Source organism: Isoptericola sp. BMS4 (assembly GCF_011634835.1).
Classification (GTDB): Bacteria; Actinomycetota; Actinomycetes; order Actinomycetales; family Cellulomonadaceae; genus Isoptericola.
Map to the genome: position 1 here is coordinate 2350144 of NZ_SIRP01000001.1, position 15966 is coordinate 2366109.

General features: G+C 75.2%; 14 protein-coding genes and 1 riboswitch. Of the genes, 12 read left to right on the top strand and 2 right to left on the bottom strand.

Features of this window, described 5'->3' with window-relative positions; genetic code table 11:
• Nucleotides 1-52: 52 nt before the first annotated feature.
• Entirely contained in the window at nt 53-1177 is a 1125-nt protein-coding gene (gene tal / locus EYB28_RS10475) for a transaldolase (RefSeq protein WP_166847485.1), read from the bottom strand.
• Nucleotides 1178-1292: 115 nt separating this feature from the next.
• The gene (tkt, locus tag EYB28_RS10480) at nt 1293-3413 is read right to left on the bottom strand and encodes a transketolase (protein WP_166847488.1); all 2121 of its coding nucleotides are present in this window, start codon (nt 3411-3413) and stop codon (nt 1293-1295) included.
• Nucleotides 3414-3853: 440 nt separating this feature from the next.
• On the opposite strand from tkt, the gene EYB28_RS10485 reads away from it, so the two are divergent.
• The 12 genes from EYB28_RS10485 to ribH all read left to right on the top strand — a co-directional run bounded on the left by EYB28_RS10485 (nt 3854) and on the right by ribH (nt 15930).
• Nucleotides 3854-4843, top strand: a complete 990-nt coding sequence (locus EYB28_RS10485; RefSeq protein WP_166847491.1) for a heme o synthase — start codon at nt 3854-3856, stop codon at nt 4841-4843.
• Nucleotides 4844-4935: 92 nt separating this feature from the next.
• Nucleotides 4936-5940 (top strand): site-specific tyrosine recombinase XerD, encoded by a 1005-nt coding sequence (gene xerD / locus EYB28_RS10490; RefSeq protein WP_166847493.1) that lies wholly within the window; start codon nt 4936-4938, stop codon nt 5938-5940.
• A 112-nt stretch (nt 5941-6052) separates the two neighbouring features.
• Nucleotides 6053-6946, top strand: a complete 894-nt coding sequence (locus EYB28_RS10495) for a ParA family protein (protein ID WP_166852155.1) — start codon at nt 6053-6055, stop codon at nt 6944-6946.
• A complete protein-coding gene (locus EYB28_RS10500) occupies nt 6947-7891 on the top strand; it encodes a segregation/condensation protein A (RefSeq protein ID WP_166847495.1) in 945 nt (314 codons plus the stop codon).
• Nucleotides 7888-8529 carry an SMC-Scp complex subunit ScpB gene (locus EYB28_RS10505; protein ID WP_166847498.1) on the top strand — a complete coding sequence of 214 codons (642 nt, stop codon included), beginning with the start codon at nt 7888-7890 and terminating at the stop codon, nt 8527-8529. The genes EYB28_RS10500 and EYB28_RS10505 overlap by 4 nt, the downstream gene beginning before the upstream one ends.
• Nucleotides 8530-8589: 60 nt before the next feature.
• Nucleotides 8590-9369, top strand: a complete 780-nt coding sequence (locus EYB28_RS10510; RefSeq protein ID WP_240930496.1) for a pseudouridine synthase — start codon at nt 8590-8592, stop codon at nt 9367-9369.
• Nucleotides 9370-9466: 97 nt separating this feature from the next.
• Nucleotides 9467-10162, top strand: coding sequence for a (d)CMP kinase (cmk, locus tag EYB28_RS10515; RefSeq protein WP_166847502.1), 696 nt, complete (start codon nt 9467-9469; stop codon nt 10160-10162).
• Nucleotides 10163-10280: 118 nt separating this feature from the next.
• Nucleotides 10281-11837 (top strand): ribosome biogenesis GTPase Der, encoded by a 1557-nt coding sequence (der, locus tag EYB28_RS10520; protein WP_166847504.1) that lies wholly within the window; start codon nt 10281-10283, stop codon nt 11835-11837.
• A 151-nt stretch (nt 11838-11988) separates the two neighbouring features.
• A riboswitch (FMN riboswitch) is annotated at nt 11989-12118 on the top strand.
• 210 nt (nt 12119-12328) lie between these two features.
• Nucleotides 12329-13435, top strand: a complete 1107-nt coding sequence (gene ribD / locus EYB28_RS10525; RefSeq protein WP_240930497.1) for a bifunctional diaminohydroxyphosphoribosylaminopyrimidine deaminase/5-amino-6-(5-phosphoribosylamino)uracil reductase RibD — start codon at nt 12329-12331, stop codon at nt 13433-13435.
• A gap of 1 nt (nt 13436) precedes the next feature.
• Entirely contained in the window at nt 13437-14075 is a 639-nt protein-coding gene (locus EYB28_RS10530; protein WP_166847506.1) for a riboflavin synthase, read from the top strand.
• On the top strand, nt 14072-15442 hold the full coding sequence (locus tag EYB28_RS10535) for a bifunctional 3,4-dihydroxy-2-butanone-4-phosphate synthase/GTP cyclohydrolase II (protein ID WP_166847508.1): 1371 nt from the start codon (nt 14072-14074) through the stop codon (nt 15440-15442). Before EYB28_RS10530 ends, EYB28_RS10535 begins: the two co-directional genes overlap by 4 nt.
• A complete protein-coding gene (ribH, locus tag EYB28_RS10540) occupies nt 15439-15930 on the top strand; it encodes a 6,7-dimethyl-8-ribityllumazine synthase (RefSeq protein ID WP_166847510.1) in 492 nt (163 codons plus the stop codon). The genes EYB28_RS10535 and ribH overlap by 4 nt, the downstream gene beginning before the upstream one ends.
• The last annotated feature ends 36 nt before the right edge of the window (nt 15931-15966 follow it).

The window sequence follows — 15966 nt, forward strand, 5'->3', positions numbered from 1 at the left end:
CGGCGCGCGGCCGGCCGTGGCGCCGGGACGGGAGCCCGGCGCCACGGGCGGGTCAGGCGCCGGCGGCGTCCAGGCCGGTCTTCGTGGTGGTGAGCAGCTCGTCCCAGCTCACCTCGAACTTCTGGACGCCCTCGTCCTCGAGCCGGCGGGTGACGTCGTCCATCGAGACGCCGTGGGCCTCGATGGCGGCGATCGTGGCGGCCGCGTCCTCGGCGGTGCCCGACACCGTGTCGCCCACGACGAGGCCGTGGTCCGCGAACGCGTCGAGTGTGGCCTGGGGCATCGTGTTGACGACGCCCGGCGCCACCAGCTCGTCGACGTACATCGTGTCGCGGTACTCGGGGTTCTTGACGCCGGTCGACGCCCACAGCGGCCGCTGGGCGTGCGCGCCGGCCGCGGCGAGCGCGGACCACCGCTCGGAGGCGAAGACCTCCTCGTAGGCGGCGTACGCCAGCCGCGCGTTCGCGATGGCGGCCTTGCCGCGCAGCGCGAGCGCCTCCTCGCCGCCCTCGGCCTCCAGGGCCGCGTCCACGGCGGAGTCGACCCGGGAGACGAAGAAGGACGCGACCGAGCCGATCGGCGCGAGGTCGTGCCCGTTGGCGCGGGCCTGCTCGAGGCCGGCGAGGAAGGCGTCCATCACCGCGCGGTAGCGCTCGATCGAGAAGATCAGCGTGACGTTGACGCTGATGCCCTCGGCGAGGACCGCGGTGATGGCGGGCAGACCCTCGACGGTGGCGGGGATCTTGATCATGACGTTGGGCCGGCCCACCGTCGCCCAGAGGCGCTTCGCGGTGGCGACCGTGGCCTCGGTGTCGCGGGCGAGCCGCGGGTCGACCTCGATGGACACGCGGCCGTCCACGCCCTGCGTGGCGTCGTACACCCCGCGGAGCACGTCGGCGGCGGCGCGCACGTCGTCGGTGGTGATGCGCTCGACGGCGGGCTCCACGTCGGTGCCGGCCAGCTCGGCCAGCACGCCGGAGTAGGCGTCCCCGTCCGAGAGCGCCTTGGCGAAGATGGTCGGGTTCGTCGTCACGCCGACGACGTCGCGGGTGGAGACGAGCTCCGCCAGGTTGCCGGTGTCCAGCCGCTCGCGGGACAGGTCGTCGAGCCAGATCGACACCCCCGCCTCGCTGAGGCGCCGCGTCGGTCGGGTCTCCTCGGTCGTGCTCTCGGTCATCGGGCTGCCTTCCTCTCCTACGGATGTCGTCGAGGTCCGCGGCACGCCGTGCGGTCCGTGCGTGCCGTGGGCGGGAGGACCGGGGCGACCGCGCGCCGGCGGCCGCCCCGGTCCGTCAGGCGCCTGCCGCGGCGACGGACTCGCGGGCGGCCGCGGCCACGGCCTCGGCCGTGATGCCGAACTCGCGGTAGAGCGTCTTGTAGTCGGCGGACGCGCCGAAGTGCTCGAGGGACACGGACCGGCCGGCGTCGCCGACGATCTCGCGCCACCCCTGGGCCACGCCGGCCTCGACCGACACGCGGGCGCGCACGCCGGCCGGCAGCACCGACTCGCGGTACTCGGCGTCCTGCTTGTCGAACCACTCACGGCTCGGCATGGACACCACGCGGGCGGCGACGCCCTCGGCGGCGAGGATCTCGCGCGCCTCGACGGCCAGCTGGACCTCGGAGCCCGTCCCGACGAGGACGACGTCCGGGCGGCCGGTCGACTCGTTGACCGCGTCCACGAGGGTGTACGCGCCCTTGAGCGTGCCGGCGGCGTCGGCGAAGCCGTCGGTGCCGCGGGGGAACGTCGGCACGCCCTGACGCGTCAGGACGATGCCGGCCGGGTTGGCGGTGTTCTCGAGGATGCCGCGCCAGGCCCAGGCGGTCTCGTTGGCGTCGGCGGGGCGCACGACGTCGAGGCCGGGGATGGCCCGCAGCGCGGCGAGGTGCTCCACGGGCTGGTGGGTCGGACCGTCCTCGCCGAGTCCGATGGAGTCGTGCGTCCACACGAACGTCGTCGGGATCTCCATGAGCGCCGCCAGGCGGACCGAGGCCCGCATGTAGTCGGCGAACTGCAGGAACGTGCCGCCGTACGGGCGGGTGAGACCGTGCAGCACGATGCCGTTGAGGATCGCGCCCATGCCGTGCTCGCGGATGCCGAAGTGCAGCGTGCGGCCCTGCGGGTTGCCCGGGAACTTCTTGGTGGCGTGCTCGGTGGGGATGAACGACGGCTGGCCGTCCATCGTCGTGTTGTTCGACCCGGCGAGGTCGGCGGAGCCGCCCCACAGCTCGGGCAGCACGTCGGCCAGCGCGGTGAGCACCTTGCCGGAGGCGGCGCGCGTGGCGAGGCCCTTCTCGGAGGCCTCGAACTCGGGCAGGGCATCCGTCCAGCCCGCGGGCAGCTCCCGGGCGGTGAGCCGCTTCAGCAGCGCGTCGCCCTCGGGGTTGGCGGTGCGCCACGCGTCGAAGGCCGAGTCCCAGGCGGACCGCTCAGAGCCGTGGCGCTCCGCGACGGAGCGGGTGTGCTTGAGCACGTCGTCGTCGATGGCGAAGGTCGCCTCGGGGTCCAGGTCGAGGGCCTTCTTGAGCCCCGCGACCTCCTCGGCGCCCATGGCCGAGCCATGGATGCCGCCCGTGTTCTGCTTCGTGGGCGCGGGCCAGCCGATGATCGTGCGCAGCGCGATGAACGACGGCCGGCCGGTCTCGGCCTTCGCGGCGTCGATGGCCGCGGCGAGCGCGTCGACGTCCTCGGCGTAGCCGGTGCCGCCGGACGTCCAGTCCACCCGCTGGGTGTGCCAGCCGTACGCCTCGTAGCGGGCGACGACGTCCTCCGTGAAGGAGATCTCGGTGTCGTCCTCGATGGAGATCTTGTTGTCGTCCCAGATCACGACGAGGTTGCCGAGCTGCTGCGTGCCGGCGAGGGACGAGGCCTCGGAGGTCACGCCCTCCTGCAGGTCGCCGTCGGAGGCGATGACGTACACGTGGTGGTCGAACGGCGAGGTGCCGGGAGCGGCGTCCGGGTCGAGCAGCGCCCGCTCGCGGCGGGAGGCGTACGCCATCCCCACGGCGGAGGCGAGACCCTGGCCGAGCGGGCCCGTCGTGATCTCCACGCCCGGCGTGTGGCCGTACTCGGGGTGCCCCGGGGTCTGCGAGTTGAACGTGCGCAGCGCCGCCAGATCCTCCATCTCCATGCCGTACCCGGCCAGGAAGAGCTGCAGGTACAGCGTCAGCGAGGAGTGGCCGGCCGAGAGGACGAAGCGGTCGCGGCCCACCCACGTCGGGTCGCTCGGGTCGTGCCGCATCGCCTTCTGGAACAGCAGGTACGCCGCCGGGGCCAGCGAGATGGCCGTGCCGGGGTGGCCGCTGCCGCACTTCTCGACGGCGTCCGCGGCCAGCGCCTTGATGGTCTTCACCGCGCGGTCGTCGAGGTCGTTCCACTCGAGCGGGGCGACGGCGGGGTCGAACGCGTTCACAGATGTGCCTCTTTCCTGCCCGGGGCGTGCCCGGGGTGCTTGCTGCTCTGCCGGTCACCGGGCGTCGGCACGAGCCCCGTCGCGGGGCGCGCACCGCCCGCACGGCGTGGTGCCCGTCCGGCTCGGGGCGTGGGCCCCGCCCGGACGAGGAGTGCCCGCCCGGGCCTCCTGCCGTGTGACTGCAGTGCGATCACTGCCTGTGCAGCACCACCCTAGCGCCGCGCATTCCCACCGGCCCCACCGCCGCCGCGTTCGTCCCACCAGGTGGGAAAGGCCGGGCGTTTCTCACACCTCGGACCGCCTCCCGCGGGTCACGTGACCTGGGGGTGCGGCGTACGATGAGCGACGAGCGGTCGTATCGCTCCGCCGTCGTCGTTCGCCCAGACCGATCGCGCCGGCACCGGCCGAGTCCCCCAGCCGAGAACGGAACCTGAGCGCGCGTGAGCACCACGAGCACCACGACGTCCCACCCGTCGACGCCTCCCCGTGCCGCCGCGCACCGGTCGCGGCGGGAGGGTGCCGGCAGCGGTGGCGCTCACGGCACCGGGTGGCGGGAGCGCGCCGGCGCCTACGTGGCCCTGACGAAGCCGCGCATCATCGAGCTCCTGCTCACCACGACGCTGCCGACCATGTTCCTGGCGGCGGACGGGCTGCCGGGCCTGTGGCTCGTGGTGGCGACGCTCGTCGGCGGCGCGCTCGCGGCGGCCTCCGCCAACGCGTTCAACTGCTACCTCGACCGCGACATCGACGCGCACATGAACCGGACCAAGCGTCGGCCCCTGGTGACGGGTGAGGTCAGCCCTCGCTCGGCGCTGGTCTTCGCGACCGTGCTCGGGGTCGTGGCGCTGGTGTGGCTGGCCCTGCTGGTCAACGTCATCTCCGCCTGGCTCGCGTTCGCCGCGATCGCCATCTACGTCGTCGGCTACACGATGATCCTCAAGCGGCGCACGTCGCAGAACATCGTGTGGGGCGGCATCGCCGGCTGCATGCCGGTGTTCATCGGCTGGGCGGCGGTGACGGGCTCGCTGAGCTGGGCGTCGGTCGCCCTGTTCGGCGTCATCTTCTTCTGGACGCCGGCGCACTACTGGCCGCTGTCGGTGAAGTTCCGCCGCGACTACGCGACCGTGGGCGTGCCCATGCTGCCGGTGGTCGCCTCGGACCGGCGCGTGTCGATCGAGATGCTCGCGCACACCTTCGCGATGATCGCCTGCTCCCTGGTCCTCGTCCCGCTGGCCGGGATGTCCTGGGTGTACACGGTCGTCGCGGCCGGGCTCGGCGCGTGGTTCGCGTGGCTCGTGGTGGCGATGCTGCTGCGCGCGCACGGCAGGATGAGCGGCAAGCTCGGCGCGATGAAGGTGTTCCACGCCTCGATCACCTACCTGACGCTCCTGTTCGTCGCCGTGGCGGTCGACGTCTTCCTGCCGTTCTGACGCCGTCCCGACACCGCTCCGACCACCGCTCCGACGCCGTCCCCCACCCCGAGGTGACGCCGGGCCGTCGCGGCTCGCGGCATGATGGGCGGGTGCCCGACCTCCCGAACGCGCCCGACGGCGACCTGCCCGCGGCCCTGGACCGCGCGCGGCTCGACTACCTCGCCCACCTCGGTGTGGAGCGGGGGCTGTCGGCGAACACGCTGTCGGCGTACCGGCGCGACCTCGGACGGTACGCCCGCCACCTCGCGGGGCTCGGCCGCACCCACCTCGACCAGGTGGTCGAGGGCGACGTCACCGACTACGTGACGGTGCTGCGCGCGGGCACGGACGGGGCCGCCGCGCTGTCGCCGTCGTCCACCGCCCGCGCCCTGGCGGCCGTGCGAGGCTGGCACCGGTTCGCGCACGCGGAGGGCATCACGACGGGCGACCCGGCCGGCCAGGTGTCGGCGCCGAGCGCCCTGCGGCGCCTGCCGCACGCCCTGTCGGTCGACGACGTGGCGCGCCTGCTGGAGGCCGCCGGCACGGGCGAGGGGCCGGTGCCGCTGCGGGACCGGGCGCTGCTGGAGCTGCTGTACTCCACGGGAGGGCGCATCAGCGAGGTCGTGGGGCTCGACGTCGACGACGTGCACGACCTCGACGGCCTCCCGCGCGACGGTGCGCCCGGTCGCGAGGGCAACGGCGGGCGCGGCACGGTGCGGCTGCACGGCAAGGGCGACAAGCAGCGGATCGTCCCGGTGGGCTCGTACGCGGTCGAGGCGCTGGAGTCCTACCTCGTGCGCGCCCGGTCGCCGCTGGCCTCCGCCGGACGGGGGACGCCGGCGCTCTTCCTCAACACGCGGGGCGGGCGGCTGTCGCGCCAGAGCGCCTGGGCCGTGCTGCAGACGGCGGCCGATCGGGCCGGGCTCACCCAGCACGTGTCGCCGCACACCCTGCGGCACTCGTTCGCGACCCACCTGCTCGCCGGCGGCGCCGACGTCCGGGTGGTCCAGGAGCTGCTGGGCCACGCCTCGGTGACGACCACGCAGATCTACACGATGGTCACGCCCGACACCCTGCGGGAGGTGTACGCCGCGACGCACCCGCGCGCGCTGTGACGGCGCCCGGGCTCCGGCGTGGCGATGGGCGGCACGCCGGGCGTGGCGAGTCGACGTCCGGGGGCGCTGGGGTAGCGTGGCGGGCGTGAGCGAGGCACCCGGGAGCGACGCGATGACCCAGACGGTGACGTACGACGCGACCCTGGACATCCCGCGCCCGGAGGTGCCCACCGACGTGGTGGGCCGACCGCTGCCCGAGTTCGCCGACCCTGCACCGCTGGCCTCCCACGGCCCGGCGCGGATCGTGGCGATGTGCAACCAGAAGGGCGGCGTGGGCAAGACGACCACGACGATCAACCTGGGGGCGGCGCTCGCGGAGTACGGGCGCCGGGTGCTGCTGGTCGACTTCGACCCGCAGGGGGCGGCGTCGGTCGGCCTGGGTGTGAACCCCCACGACCTGGAGCTCAGCGTCTACAACCTCGTCATGGACCGTGACGTGCAGCTGGACGACGTCGTGCTCCCGACGGCGATCGACGGGCTGGACGTCGTGCCGGCGAACATCGACCTCTCCGCGGCCGAGGTGCAGCTCGTGGGCGAGGTCGCGCGCGAGTCCGTGCTGGCCCGGGCCCTGCGGCCCGCCCTCGACGACTACGACGTCGTGCTGGTGGACTGCCAGCCGTCGCTCGGCCTGCTGACGGTCAACGCGCTGACGGCCGCCCACGGCGTGCTGATCCCGCTGGAGTGCGAGTTCTTCGCGCTGCGCGGGGTCGCCCTGCTCATCGAGACCATCGAGAAGGTGCGGGACCGGCTCAACCCCGCCCTGCAGATCGACGGCATCCTGCCGACCATGTACGACTCGCGCACCCTGCACTCGCGCGAGGTCGTGGCCCGCGTGCACGAGGCGTTCGGGGAGACGCTGCTGCACACCGTCATCGGGCGGACCGTGAAGTTCCCCGACGCCTCCGTCGCGGCCGAGCCCATCACCGCGTACGCGCCGTCGCACGCGGGTGCCGCCGCGTACCGGCAGCTCGCGCGCGAGCTCGTGGCGCGAGGGGACTCCGCGTAGGTGTCGGAGACGGCCACGGCGGCCGTCGCGCCGCCGGGCGCGGCCGAGGCCGCCGCGCCCGGGACGGAGGGCGGCGGGTCCCCCTCAGGGTTCCAGGTGCACCTGGAGAACTTCTCGGGCCCGTTCGACCTCCTGCTGTCGCTCATCGCCAAGCACGAGCTCGACGTCACGGAGGTGGCGCTGGCGGTCGTGACCGACGAGTTCGTCGCGCACATCCGCGCCGCCGAGGAGGCGGCGCGCGACGCGCTCGCCCGGGGTGACGAGCACCCGTCGTGGGACCTCGGCACGGCCAGCGAGTTCCTGGTCGTGGCCGCGACGCTGCTCGACCTCAAGGCCGCCCGCCTGCTCCCCGGCGTCGTGGAGGAGGACGCGGAGGACCTGGAGCTCCTGGAGGCCCGCGACCTGCTGTTCGCCCGGCTGCTGCAGTACCGCGCGTACAAGGACGTCGCCGCGGTCCTCGCCGAGCGGATGGCGTCGGAAGGGCGCCGCGCCCCCCGCGCGGTCCCGATGGAGCCCGAGCTGACCGCCCTCCTGCCCGAGCTCGTCTGGACGCTGGACGGCGCCCGGCTCGCCGAGCTGGCTGCCGGAGCGCTGACGCCCAAGCCGCCGCCGGTCGTGGAGCTGGCGCACCTGCACTCGCCGGCCGTCAGCGTGCGCGACGAGGCGCAGGTCGTGGCGCGCCGGCTGCGCCGCGACCGGTCCGCCACGTTCCGCGGCCTGGTCGCCGGCGCCGAGCGGCTCGTCGCGGTGGCCCGGTTCCTGGCGCTGCTGGAGCTGTTCCGCCACGGGGACGTGGCGTTCGAGCAGGCGGCACCGCTCGGGGAGCTCACCGTGCGGTGGACCGGGCCCGACGGCGACACCGTCGCGTCGGCCGGGTTCGAGGAGTTCGAGGGCACGCCGGCGCAGGGCGCCGGCGGAGAGGCACCGGCGGAGGGCGCGGCATGAGTACGGGGACGGACGACGAGGCGACCACCGCGGAGCCCGCGGCCGACGAGGTCCCGGACGTGGCCGCCCTGCCCGGCGGGCTGGCGGCCGCGCTCGAGGCCGTCCTCATGGTCGCGGAGTCGTCGGTGCCGGTGGAGCGGCTCGCCGCTGCCGTGTCCCGGCCGGTGCCGGAGGTGCTCGCGACCCTGCGCGACCTCTCCGACGAGTACGCCGGCGCCGGGGCAGCGGGCGGGCGCCCGCGCGGGTTCGAGCTGCGCGAGGGTGCCGAGGGCTGGCGCTTCTGGTCGGCGCGCGCGCACGGCGACGTGGTGGCACGGTTCGTGCTGGAGGGCCAGTCGTCGCGGTTGAGCCAGGCGGCCCTGGAGACGCTCGCGGTCATCGCGTACCGGCAGCCGGTGACGCGCGGTCAGGTCTCGGCGGTGCGCGGCGTCAACGTCGACGGCGTCGTGCGCACGCTGCTCGCGCGCGGGCTGATCGCCGAGACGGGCCAGGACCCGACGTCGGGCGCCACCCTGTTCGGCACGACGGGGGAGTTCCTCGACCGGATGGGCTGGACGTCCCTGGACGAGCTCCCGCCCCTGGCGCCCCACCTGCCGGGCGTGGCGGACGTCGCCGCGCTGGGCGGGGACGCGTACTGACACCTCGCGCGTGGTCGTCGCTCGCACGAGATGCGGGGGACGACATGGGAAGATGGGGCCATGCCCGCACCTCCGCCTGCCGACCTGCCCGCCGACCGCGACGTCCACGACCCCGACGGGGTGCGGTTGCAGAAGGTGCTGGCGCAGGCGGGCCTCGGGTCGCGGCGCGTCTGCGAGGACCTCATCGCGGCGGGCCGCGTCGAGGTGGACGGCGTGCGGACCACGGCGCTGGGCGTGCGCGTGGACCCGGCGACCGCCGTGGTGCGCGTGGACGGCACGCGGGTCCAGCTCGACCCGACGAAGGTGACGGTCGCCCTCAACAAGCCGCTCGGCGTCGTGTCGACGATGAGCGACCCGCAGGGCCGGCCCACCGTGGGCGAGCTGGTCGCCGACCGGCCGGAGCGGCTCTTCCACGTCGGGCGCCTGGACGCCGACAGCGAGGGCCTCCTGCTGCTGACGAACGACGGCGAGCTCGGCAACCGGCTGACCCACCCGCGGTACGACGTCGCCAAGACGTACCTCGTGACCGTGTCCGGGGAGGGGTTCTTCCCCCGGCACGCGAAGACGCTGCGCTCCGGGGTGGAGCTCGACGACGGCCCGGCGCGCATGGACTCGGTGCGCGTCGTGGACTCGGTCCCGGGCGCGACGATGCTCGAGGTGGTGCTGCACGAGGGGCGCAACCGCATCGTGCGCCGCATGCTCGACGCCGTCGGGTTCCCCGTCACGCGCCTCGTGCGCACCCGGATCGGCCCCGTGACGCTGGGCACGCTGCGCGCCGGGCGCACGCGGGTGCTGGGGCGCACGGAGCTCGGGGCGCTGATGCGCGCCGTCGACATGTGACTCGACATGTGACTCGGCACGCGACCGGCATGTGACACTCTCCCGGGGGCCCTGACCGCCGGGCCCCGTCCGCACAACGACAGAAAGCGAGCCACACGTGGTCGTCATCGCCGTCGACGGTCCTTCCGGGTCCGGCAAGTCCAGCGTCTCCAAGTCCGTCGCCGCCCGCCTGGGGCTGGCCTACCTGGACACGGGCGCCATGTACCGGGCGGCGACGCTGTGGTGCACGCGCCGGCAGGTCGACCTGGCCGCGGCCGACGACGTCGCCGCCGCCGTGCGGGCGATGCCGCTGACGATGGGGCTCGACCCGGCGGGGCCCACCGTGACCCTCGACGGCGAGGACGTGGCCGCCGCGATCCGCACGACGGAGGTCTCGACGGCCGTCTCCGCCGTGGCGACCAACCTCGAGGTGCGTGACGAGCTGCGCCGTCGTCAGCGCGCCGTCATCGCTGCGGAGAGCGCGCCGGACGGGTTCTCCGGCGGCCGCGGCGTCGTCGCCGAGGGGCGCGACATCACGACCGTCGTCGCGCCCGACGCCGACGCCCGCATCCTGCTGACCGCGAGCGAGGAGGCGCGGCTGCGGCGCCGGTCCCTCGAGGTGCACGGCGCCGCCGACGCCTCGGCCGTGGAGGCCACGCGCGACCAGGTGCTGCGCCGCGACCGGGACGACTCGGCGGTGAGCCAGTTCCACGTCGCCGCGGACGGTGTCGTCACCGTCGACTCGTCCGAGCTCGACTTCGACCAGACCGTCGACGCCGTCCTCGCGGCCGTCGGGCAGGCCGCGGAGGCCTGACCCGCCCGCGCCGCGAGCCTGGGACGCGCCCGACGCGGCGGTGGTGGCGAGCGACGTCACGCCGCCGCCCGGGGCGCCACGGTCGAAGTCGCGCCGTCGGCCTGGGAGAATGGGGGGCATGACCCCTCCCGCCGACGGTTTCGCGACCGTGCCCGCTGACGAGCCTGCCGACGAGCCCACCCCCGGGACCGCTGACGAGCCCACCTCGCGTGACGCCGTCGCCGAGGCGCTGGCCGAGCCCGACGACGAGGCGCGCGAGCGCGCGCTGCGCGCCGGCCTCGAGGAGTTCGAGCTCGACGAGTCCGACCGGGCGCTGCTCGACGTCGAGTGGGACGCCGAGCACGGTGGCTCCGGGGCGGCCCCGCTGCCCGTCCTCGCCGTCGTCGGGCGCCCGAACGTCGGCAAGTCGACGCTCGTCAACCGCATCCTCGGACGGCGCGAGGCCGTCGTCGAGGACACCCCCGGCGTCACGCGCGACCGCGTGAGCTATCTGGGGGAGTGGTCCGGCCGCGAGTTCACCCTCGTGGACACCGGCGGCTGGGAGGTCGACGTCGCGGGCATCGAGTCGAAGGTCGCCGAGCAGGCCGAGGTGGCCGTCTCCCTCGCCGACGCCGTGATCTTCGTCGTCGACGCGACGGTGGGCGCCACGTCCACGGACGAGCGCGTCGTGGAGCTGCTGCGCCGTTCCGGCAAGCCCGTGGTGCTCTGCGCCAACAAGGTCGACGGGCCCTCCGGCGAGGCGGACGCCGCCTACCTGTGGGCGCTCGGCCTGGGGGAGCCGCACCCCGTCTCCGCCCTGCACGGGCGCGGCACCGGCGACATGCTGGACGCCGCGATGGCGGTGCTGCCCACGGAGTCCGAGCACGGCGAGCTGCGGCCGGACGGGCCGCGCCGCGTGGCGCTCATCGGGCGCCCGAACGTCGGCAAGTCGTCGCTGCTGAACAAGATCGCCGGCGCCGAGCGCGTCGTCGTCGACGACGAGGCCGGCACCACGCGCGACCCCGTCGACGAGCTGGTGGAGATCAAGGGCGTGCCGTACTGGTTCGTCGACACCGCGGGCATCCGCCGGCGGGTGCACCAGACCCGCGGCGCGGACTTCTACGCGTCGCTGCGCACCCAGGCCGCCATCGAGAAGGCGGAGGTGGCGGTCGTGCTGATCGACGCCTCGACGCCGCTCACGGAGCAGGACACCCGCGTCATCTCGCAGGTCGTCGACGCCGGTCGCGCGCTGGTGATCGCGTACAACAAGTGGGACCTCATGGACGACGAGCGCCGCCACTTCCTGGAGCGCGAGATCGACAAGGACCTCGTGCAGGTCACGTGGGCGCCGCGCGCCAACGTCTCGGCGCGCACCGGCTGGCACACCGACCGGCTCGTCCCGGCTCTGGAGACCGCGCTCGACTCCTGGGACACCCGCATCCCGACGGGGCGCCTCAACGCGTTCCTCGGCGAGCTGGTGGCGGCGCACCCGCACCCGCTGCGCGGCGGCAAGCAGCCCCGCATCCTGTTCGGCACCCAGGCGTCCACGCGCCCGCCGCGGTTCGTCATCTTCGCCACCGGGTTCATCGAGGCGGGCTACCGGCGCTTCATCGAGCGCCGCCTGCGCGAGACGTTCGGCTTCGAGGGGTCGCCCATCGAGATCAGCGTGCGCGTGCGGGAGAAGCGCCGCCGCTGACCCGGTCGGCCTGCGGCCGGTTCGCGGTCGGCGTGGACGGGGCGTCGCCGCGCCAGGGCGCGGCGACGCCCCGTCGCGCGTGAGACGTGCGTCACGAGGGCTTGCGCGACGGGCCTCGCCCGTGTCACGGTCGGCGTGACGAGCGAGAAGCTCGCGTGCTCTGGGGTCGGTGAAACTCCGAACCGGCGGTGAAAGTCCGCGACCCGGTCACCTCCAGTGACCGGTTGACCAGGTGGAACTCCTGGACCGACGGTCAAAGTCCGGATGGGAAGCGCACGCGGCGGCTCCCCGTCCGGTCCGTCCCCGGCCCCGACGCCTCTGTCGACGAGGGCCCGTGCCACCCGTCGCGGTGGTGGGCGACCGGCCGGTCGCGAGCACGTCCCGACCCCGCACTTCCCGCCCCCGGGGTCCGCGACCGGACGACAGGGGCAGGGATGGACGGCACGCAGCGAGACGCCGAGGGGCCACCGAGGGCACCCGGCGCGCACGCCATGACGCCGACGACGGACGCCGAGCACGCCGCGATGCGCCGCGCGCTCGAGCTTGCCGCGCGCGGACCCTCCCACGGTCCGAACCCGCGCGTGGGCTGCGTGCTCCTCCGGCCGGACGGAACCGTCCTCGCCGAGGGCTTCCACCGCGGCGCCGGCACCGCGCACGCGGAGGTCGACGCGCTGCTGCGGGCCCGAGCCGACGTCGGACCGGACGCCGCGCGCGGCGCGACCGCCGTCGTGACCCTCGAGCCGTGCGCCCACCACGGGCGCACCGGCCCCTGCGTGGACGCCCTGCTGGACGCCGGCGTGACCCGCGTCGTGCACGGCCAGGCCGACCCGAACCCGTCCGCCGCGGGCGGTGCCGCGCGCCTGCGCGCCGCCGGGGTGGACGTCGTCGGCGGCCTGCTCGGCGACGAGACCGCCGCACTGAACGACACCTGGACGCGCGCCGTGGAGCTCGGGCGGCCCGTCGTGACGTGGAAGCTCGCGAGCACGCTCGACGGGCGTGCCGCCGCCGTCGACGGCACGTCACGCTGGATCACGGGCCGGGCCGCCCGCCGCGACGTGCACCGGCTGCGCGCCCTCGCGGACGCCGTCGTGGTCGGCACCGGCACCGTGCTGGCGGACGACCCCGACCTCACCGTGCGGCACGTGCCCCTGGAGGGCCCGGCGCCGGAGCGGGTCGTCGTCGGGCTGCGCGACCTGCCGCCGTCGTCCCGGCTGGCGCGCGCCGCCCGGGCCGGCGAGCCCGTGCACCACCTGCGCACCCACGACCTGCACGAGGCGCTGGACACGCTGTGGCTGCGCGAGCACCGGCACGTGCTCCTCGAGGGCGGGCCCGCCCTCGCCGCCGCGTTCTGGCGCGCCGGGCTCGTCGACGACGTCGTCGCGTACGTCGCGCCGGTCCTGCTCGGGCTCGGCGCGCCCGCCGTCGCCGACCTCGGCATCGGGACCATCGCCGACGCCGCGCGGCTGGACCTCACCGACGTGACCGTCCTGCCCGCCGACGCCGACCCCTCTGCCGGCCCTGACTCCGGCGCCGTCCCTGCGGGACCGGGCGACACCACCACCGTGCGGCTCACCCTGCGGCCGCGGAAGGAGAGCTGACATGTTCACCGGGATCGTCGAAGAGCTCGGCACCGTCGTCGACGTGCGGGAGGTCGCCGACGGCGCGCGGCTCACCGTCGCCGCGGGCACCGTCCTGGACGGCACCCGCCCCGGGGACTCGATCTCCGTCGACGGCTGCTGCCTGACCGTCACCACGATCGAGGACGCCGGCACCGCGGGCGGGCTCGCGCACTGGACCGCCGACCTCATGGCCGAGACGCTGCGCCGCACCAGCCTCGGCGACCGCCGCCCCGGCGACCGGGTCAACCTCGAGCGGGCGCTGGCCGCCGGCGGCCGCTTCGGCGGGCACGTGGTCCAGGGCCACGTCGACGGCACCGGCGCCGTGCTGTCCCGCACGCCGGGCACGCAGTGGGAGGTCGTGGAGATCTCCCTGCCCGCGGACCTCGCCCGGTACGTCGTCGCTCAGGGGTCGATCGCCGTCGACGGCGTCAGCCTCACCGTCGTGCACGCCGGCGACGACGCGTTCACGGTCAGCCTCATCCCCGAGACGCTGGAGCGCACCACGCTCGGCGCCCGCGCGGTCGGCGAGCCGGTGAACCTCGAGGTCGACGTGCTCAGCAAGTACGTGGAGCGACACCTCGCCCGCCGGCCCGCCGAGGCGACGGAGGCCGCACGATGAGCGCCGCCACCGCCCCCGACGCCGGTGCCGTGGACCGCGTCCGCCGCGCGATCGCCGACGTCGCCGCGGGGCGCCCCGTCGTCGTCGCGGACGACGCGGGCCGCGAGAACGAGGGCGACCTCATCGTCGCCGCGTCCGCCGTCACGCCCGAGACGATGGGCTTCCTCGTGCGGCACACGAGCGGGCTCGTGTGCGTGGGCGCGTCCGGCGCCACTCTCGACCGGTTGCGCCTGCCGCTGATGGTCGAGCAGAACGAGGACGCCTACCGCACCGCCTACACCGTGACCGTGGACGCCGCCGCCGGGGTCACCACCGGGATCTCCGCCGCCGACCGCGCCCGCACCGCGCGGCTGCTCGCCGACCCCGGCGCCGCGCCCGCCGACCTCACCCGCCCGGGCCACGTGCTGCCCCTGCGGGCCCGCGACGGCGGCGTGCTGGAACGCACCGGTCACACCGAGGCCGCCGTCGACCTGGCCCGCCTCGCGGGCCGCGGCGAGGCGGGTGTGCTCGCCGAGCTGGTGCACGACGACGGGGAGATGATGCGCCTGCCCGCGCTGCGAGACTTCGCCGCCGAGCACGGCCTCACCCTCATCCACGTGGCGGACCTGGTCGCCTACCGGCGCGCCACCGAGACGCACGTCGAGCGGCTCGTCGTCACCGCCCTGCCCACCCGGCACGGCGACCTGACCGCCGTCGCCTACCGCGACCGCCTCACCGGGCAGGAGCACGTCGCCCTCGTCGCCGGCCCGCTCGACGTGCTCCCCACCGGCACGACCGGCGACGGCGAGCCGGTGCTCGTCCGCGTGCACTCCGAGTGCCTCACCGGCGACGCGTTCGGCAGCGGGCGGTGCGACTGCGGCCCGCAGCTCGACGAGTCCCTGCGCCGGGTCGTGGCCGCGGGTCGCGGCGTCGTCGTGTACCTGCGGGGGCACGAGGGCCGCGGCATCGGCCTGGGCGCCAAGCTCGCCGCCTACGCCCTGCAGGACGCCGGGCTCGACACCGTCGACGCGAACCTCGAGCAGGGCCTGCCCGCCGACGCCCGCGAGTACACGGCGGCGGCGCACGTGCTGCGCGACCTCGGCGTCGACGCCGTCCGCCTGCTCACGAACAACCCGGACAAGCGGACCGGGATCGAGGCCGGGGGAGTGCGCGTCGTCGAACGGCTTCCCCTCGCCGTGCCCGCGAGCCCGGCTGCGGAGGCCTACCTGCGCACCAAGCGCGACCGGATGGGCCACGACCTGCCGCACCTGGGCCTGCCCGGGGCGCGCGACCTGCCCCCCGCGGGCGAGACCGACACCCACCACGGAGGACCCCCGACCATGACGACCACGACCACCACCACGACTGCCGCCGGGGTTCGCCGATGAGCGGCGCCGGCGCCCCGGCTGCCGCGCCGGTCGACTGCTCGGACCTGCGCGTCGCCGTCGTCGCGGCCAGCTGGCACCAGCAGGTCATGGACGGCCTGCTCGACGGCGCCCTGCGCGCGTGCGCCGACCACCGGGTCGCCGACCCGCGCGTCGTGCGCGTGCCGGGGTCGTTCGAGCTGCCCGTGGCCGCGCAGGCGCTCGCGGCGGCCGGGTACGACGCCGTCGTGGCGCTCGGCGTCGTGATCCGCGGCGGCACGCCCCACTTCGACTACGTGTGCGCCGCCGCCACCGACGGCCTGAACCGGGTGGCGCTGGACCACACGGTCCCCGTGGGGTTCGGCCTGCTGACGTGCGACGACGAGGCCCAGGCCCTCGACCGGGCCGGGCTGAACGGATCGCACGAGGACAAGGGGTACGAGGCTGCCGCCGCGGCGCTGGCCACCGCGCGCGTGGTGAACGGCGTCCGGCCTGTCGGTGAACGGAACTGACCGAGAAAGCGTCATCTCGCGCATCACGTTGCGCCA

Excerpts from the sequence above, each read along its gene's own strand:
- EYB28_RS10535 (WP_166847508.1), top strand. The coding sequence starts at position 14,072 with ATGAGCGCCGCCACCGCCCCCGACGCCGGTGCCGTGGACCGCGTCCGC.
- EYB28_RS10530 (WP_166847506.1), top strand. The coding sequence starts at position 13,437 with ATGTTCACCGGGATCGTCGAAGAGCTCGGCACCGTCGTCGACGTGCGG.
- EYB28_RS10495 (WP_166852155.1), top strand. The coding sequence starts at position 6,053 with ATGACCCAGACGGTGACGTACGACGCGACCCTGGACATCCCGCGCCCG.
- ribH (WP_166847510.1), top strand. The coding sequence starts at position 15,439 with ATGAGCGGCGCCGGCGCCCCGGCTGCCGCGCCGGTCGACTGCTCGGAC.
- tal (WP_166847485.1), bottom strand. The coding sequence starts at position 1,177 with ATGACCGAGAGCACGACCGAGGAGACCCGACCGACGCGGCGCCTCAGC.
- ribD (WP_240930497.1), top strand. The coding sequence starts at position 12,329 with ATGACGCCGACGACGGACGCCGAGCACGCCGCGATGCGCCGCGCGCTC.
- EYB28_RS10510 (WP_240930496.1), top strand. The coding sequence starts at position 8,590 with ATGCCCGCACCTCCGCCTGCCGACCTGCCCGCCGACCGCGACGTCCAC.
- EYB28_RS10505 (WP_166847498.1), top strand. The coding sequence starts at position 7,888 with ATGAGTACGGGGACGGACGACGAGGCGACCACCGCGGAGCCCGCGGCC.
- der (WP_166847504.1), top strand. The coding sequence starts at position 10,281 with ATGACCCCTCCCGCCGACGGTTTCGCGACCGTGCCCGCTGACGAGCCT.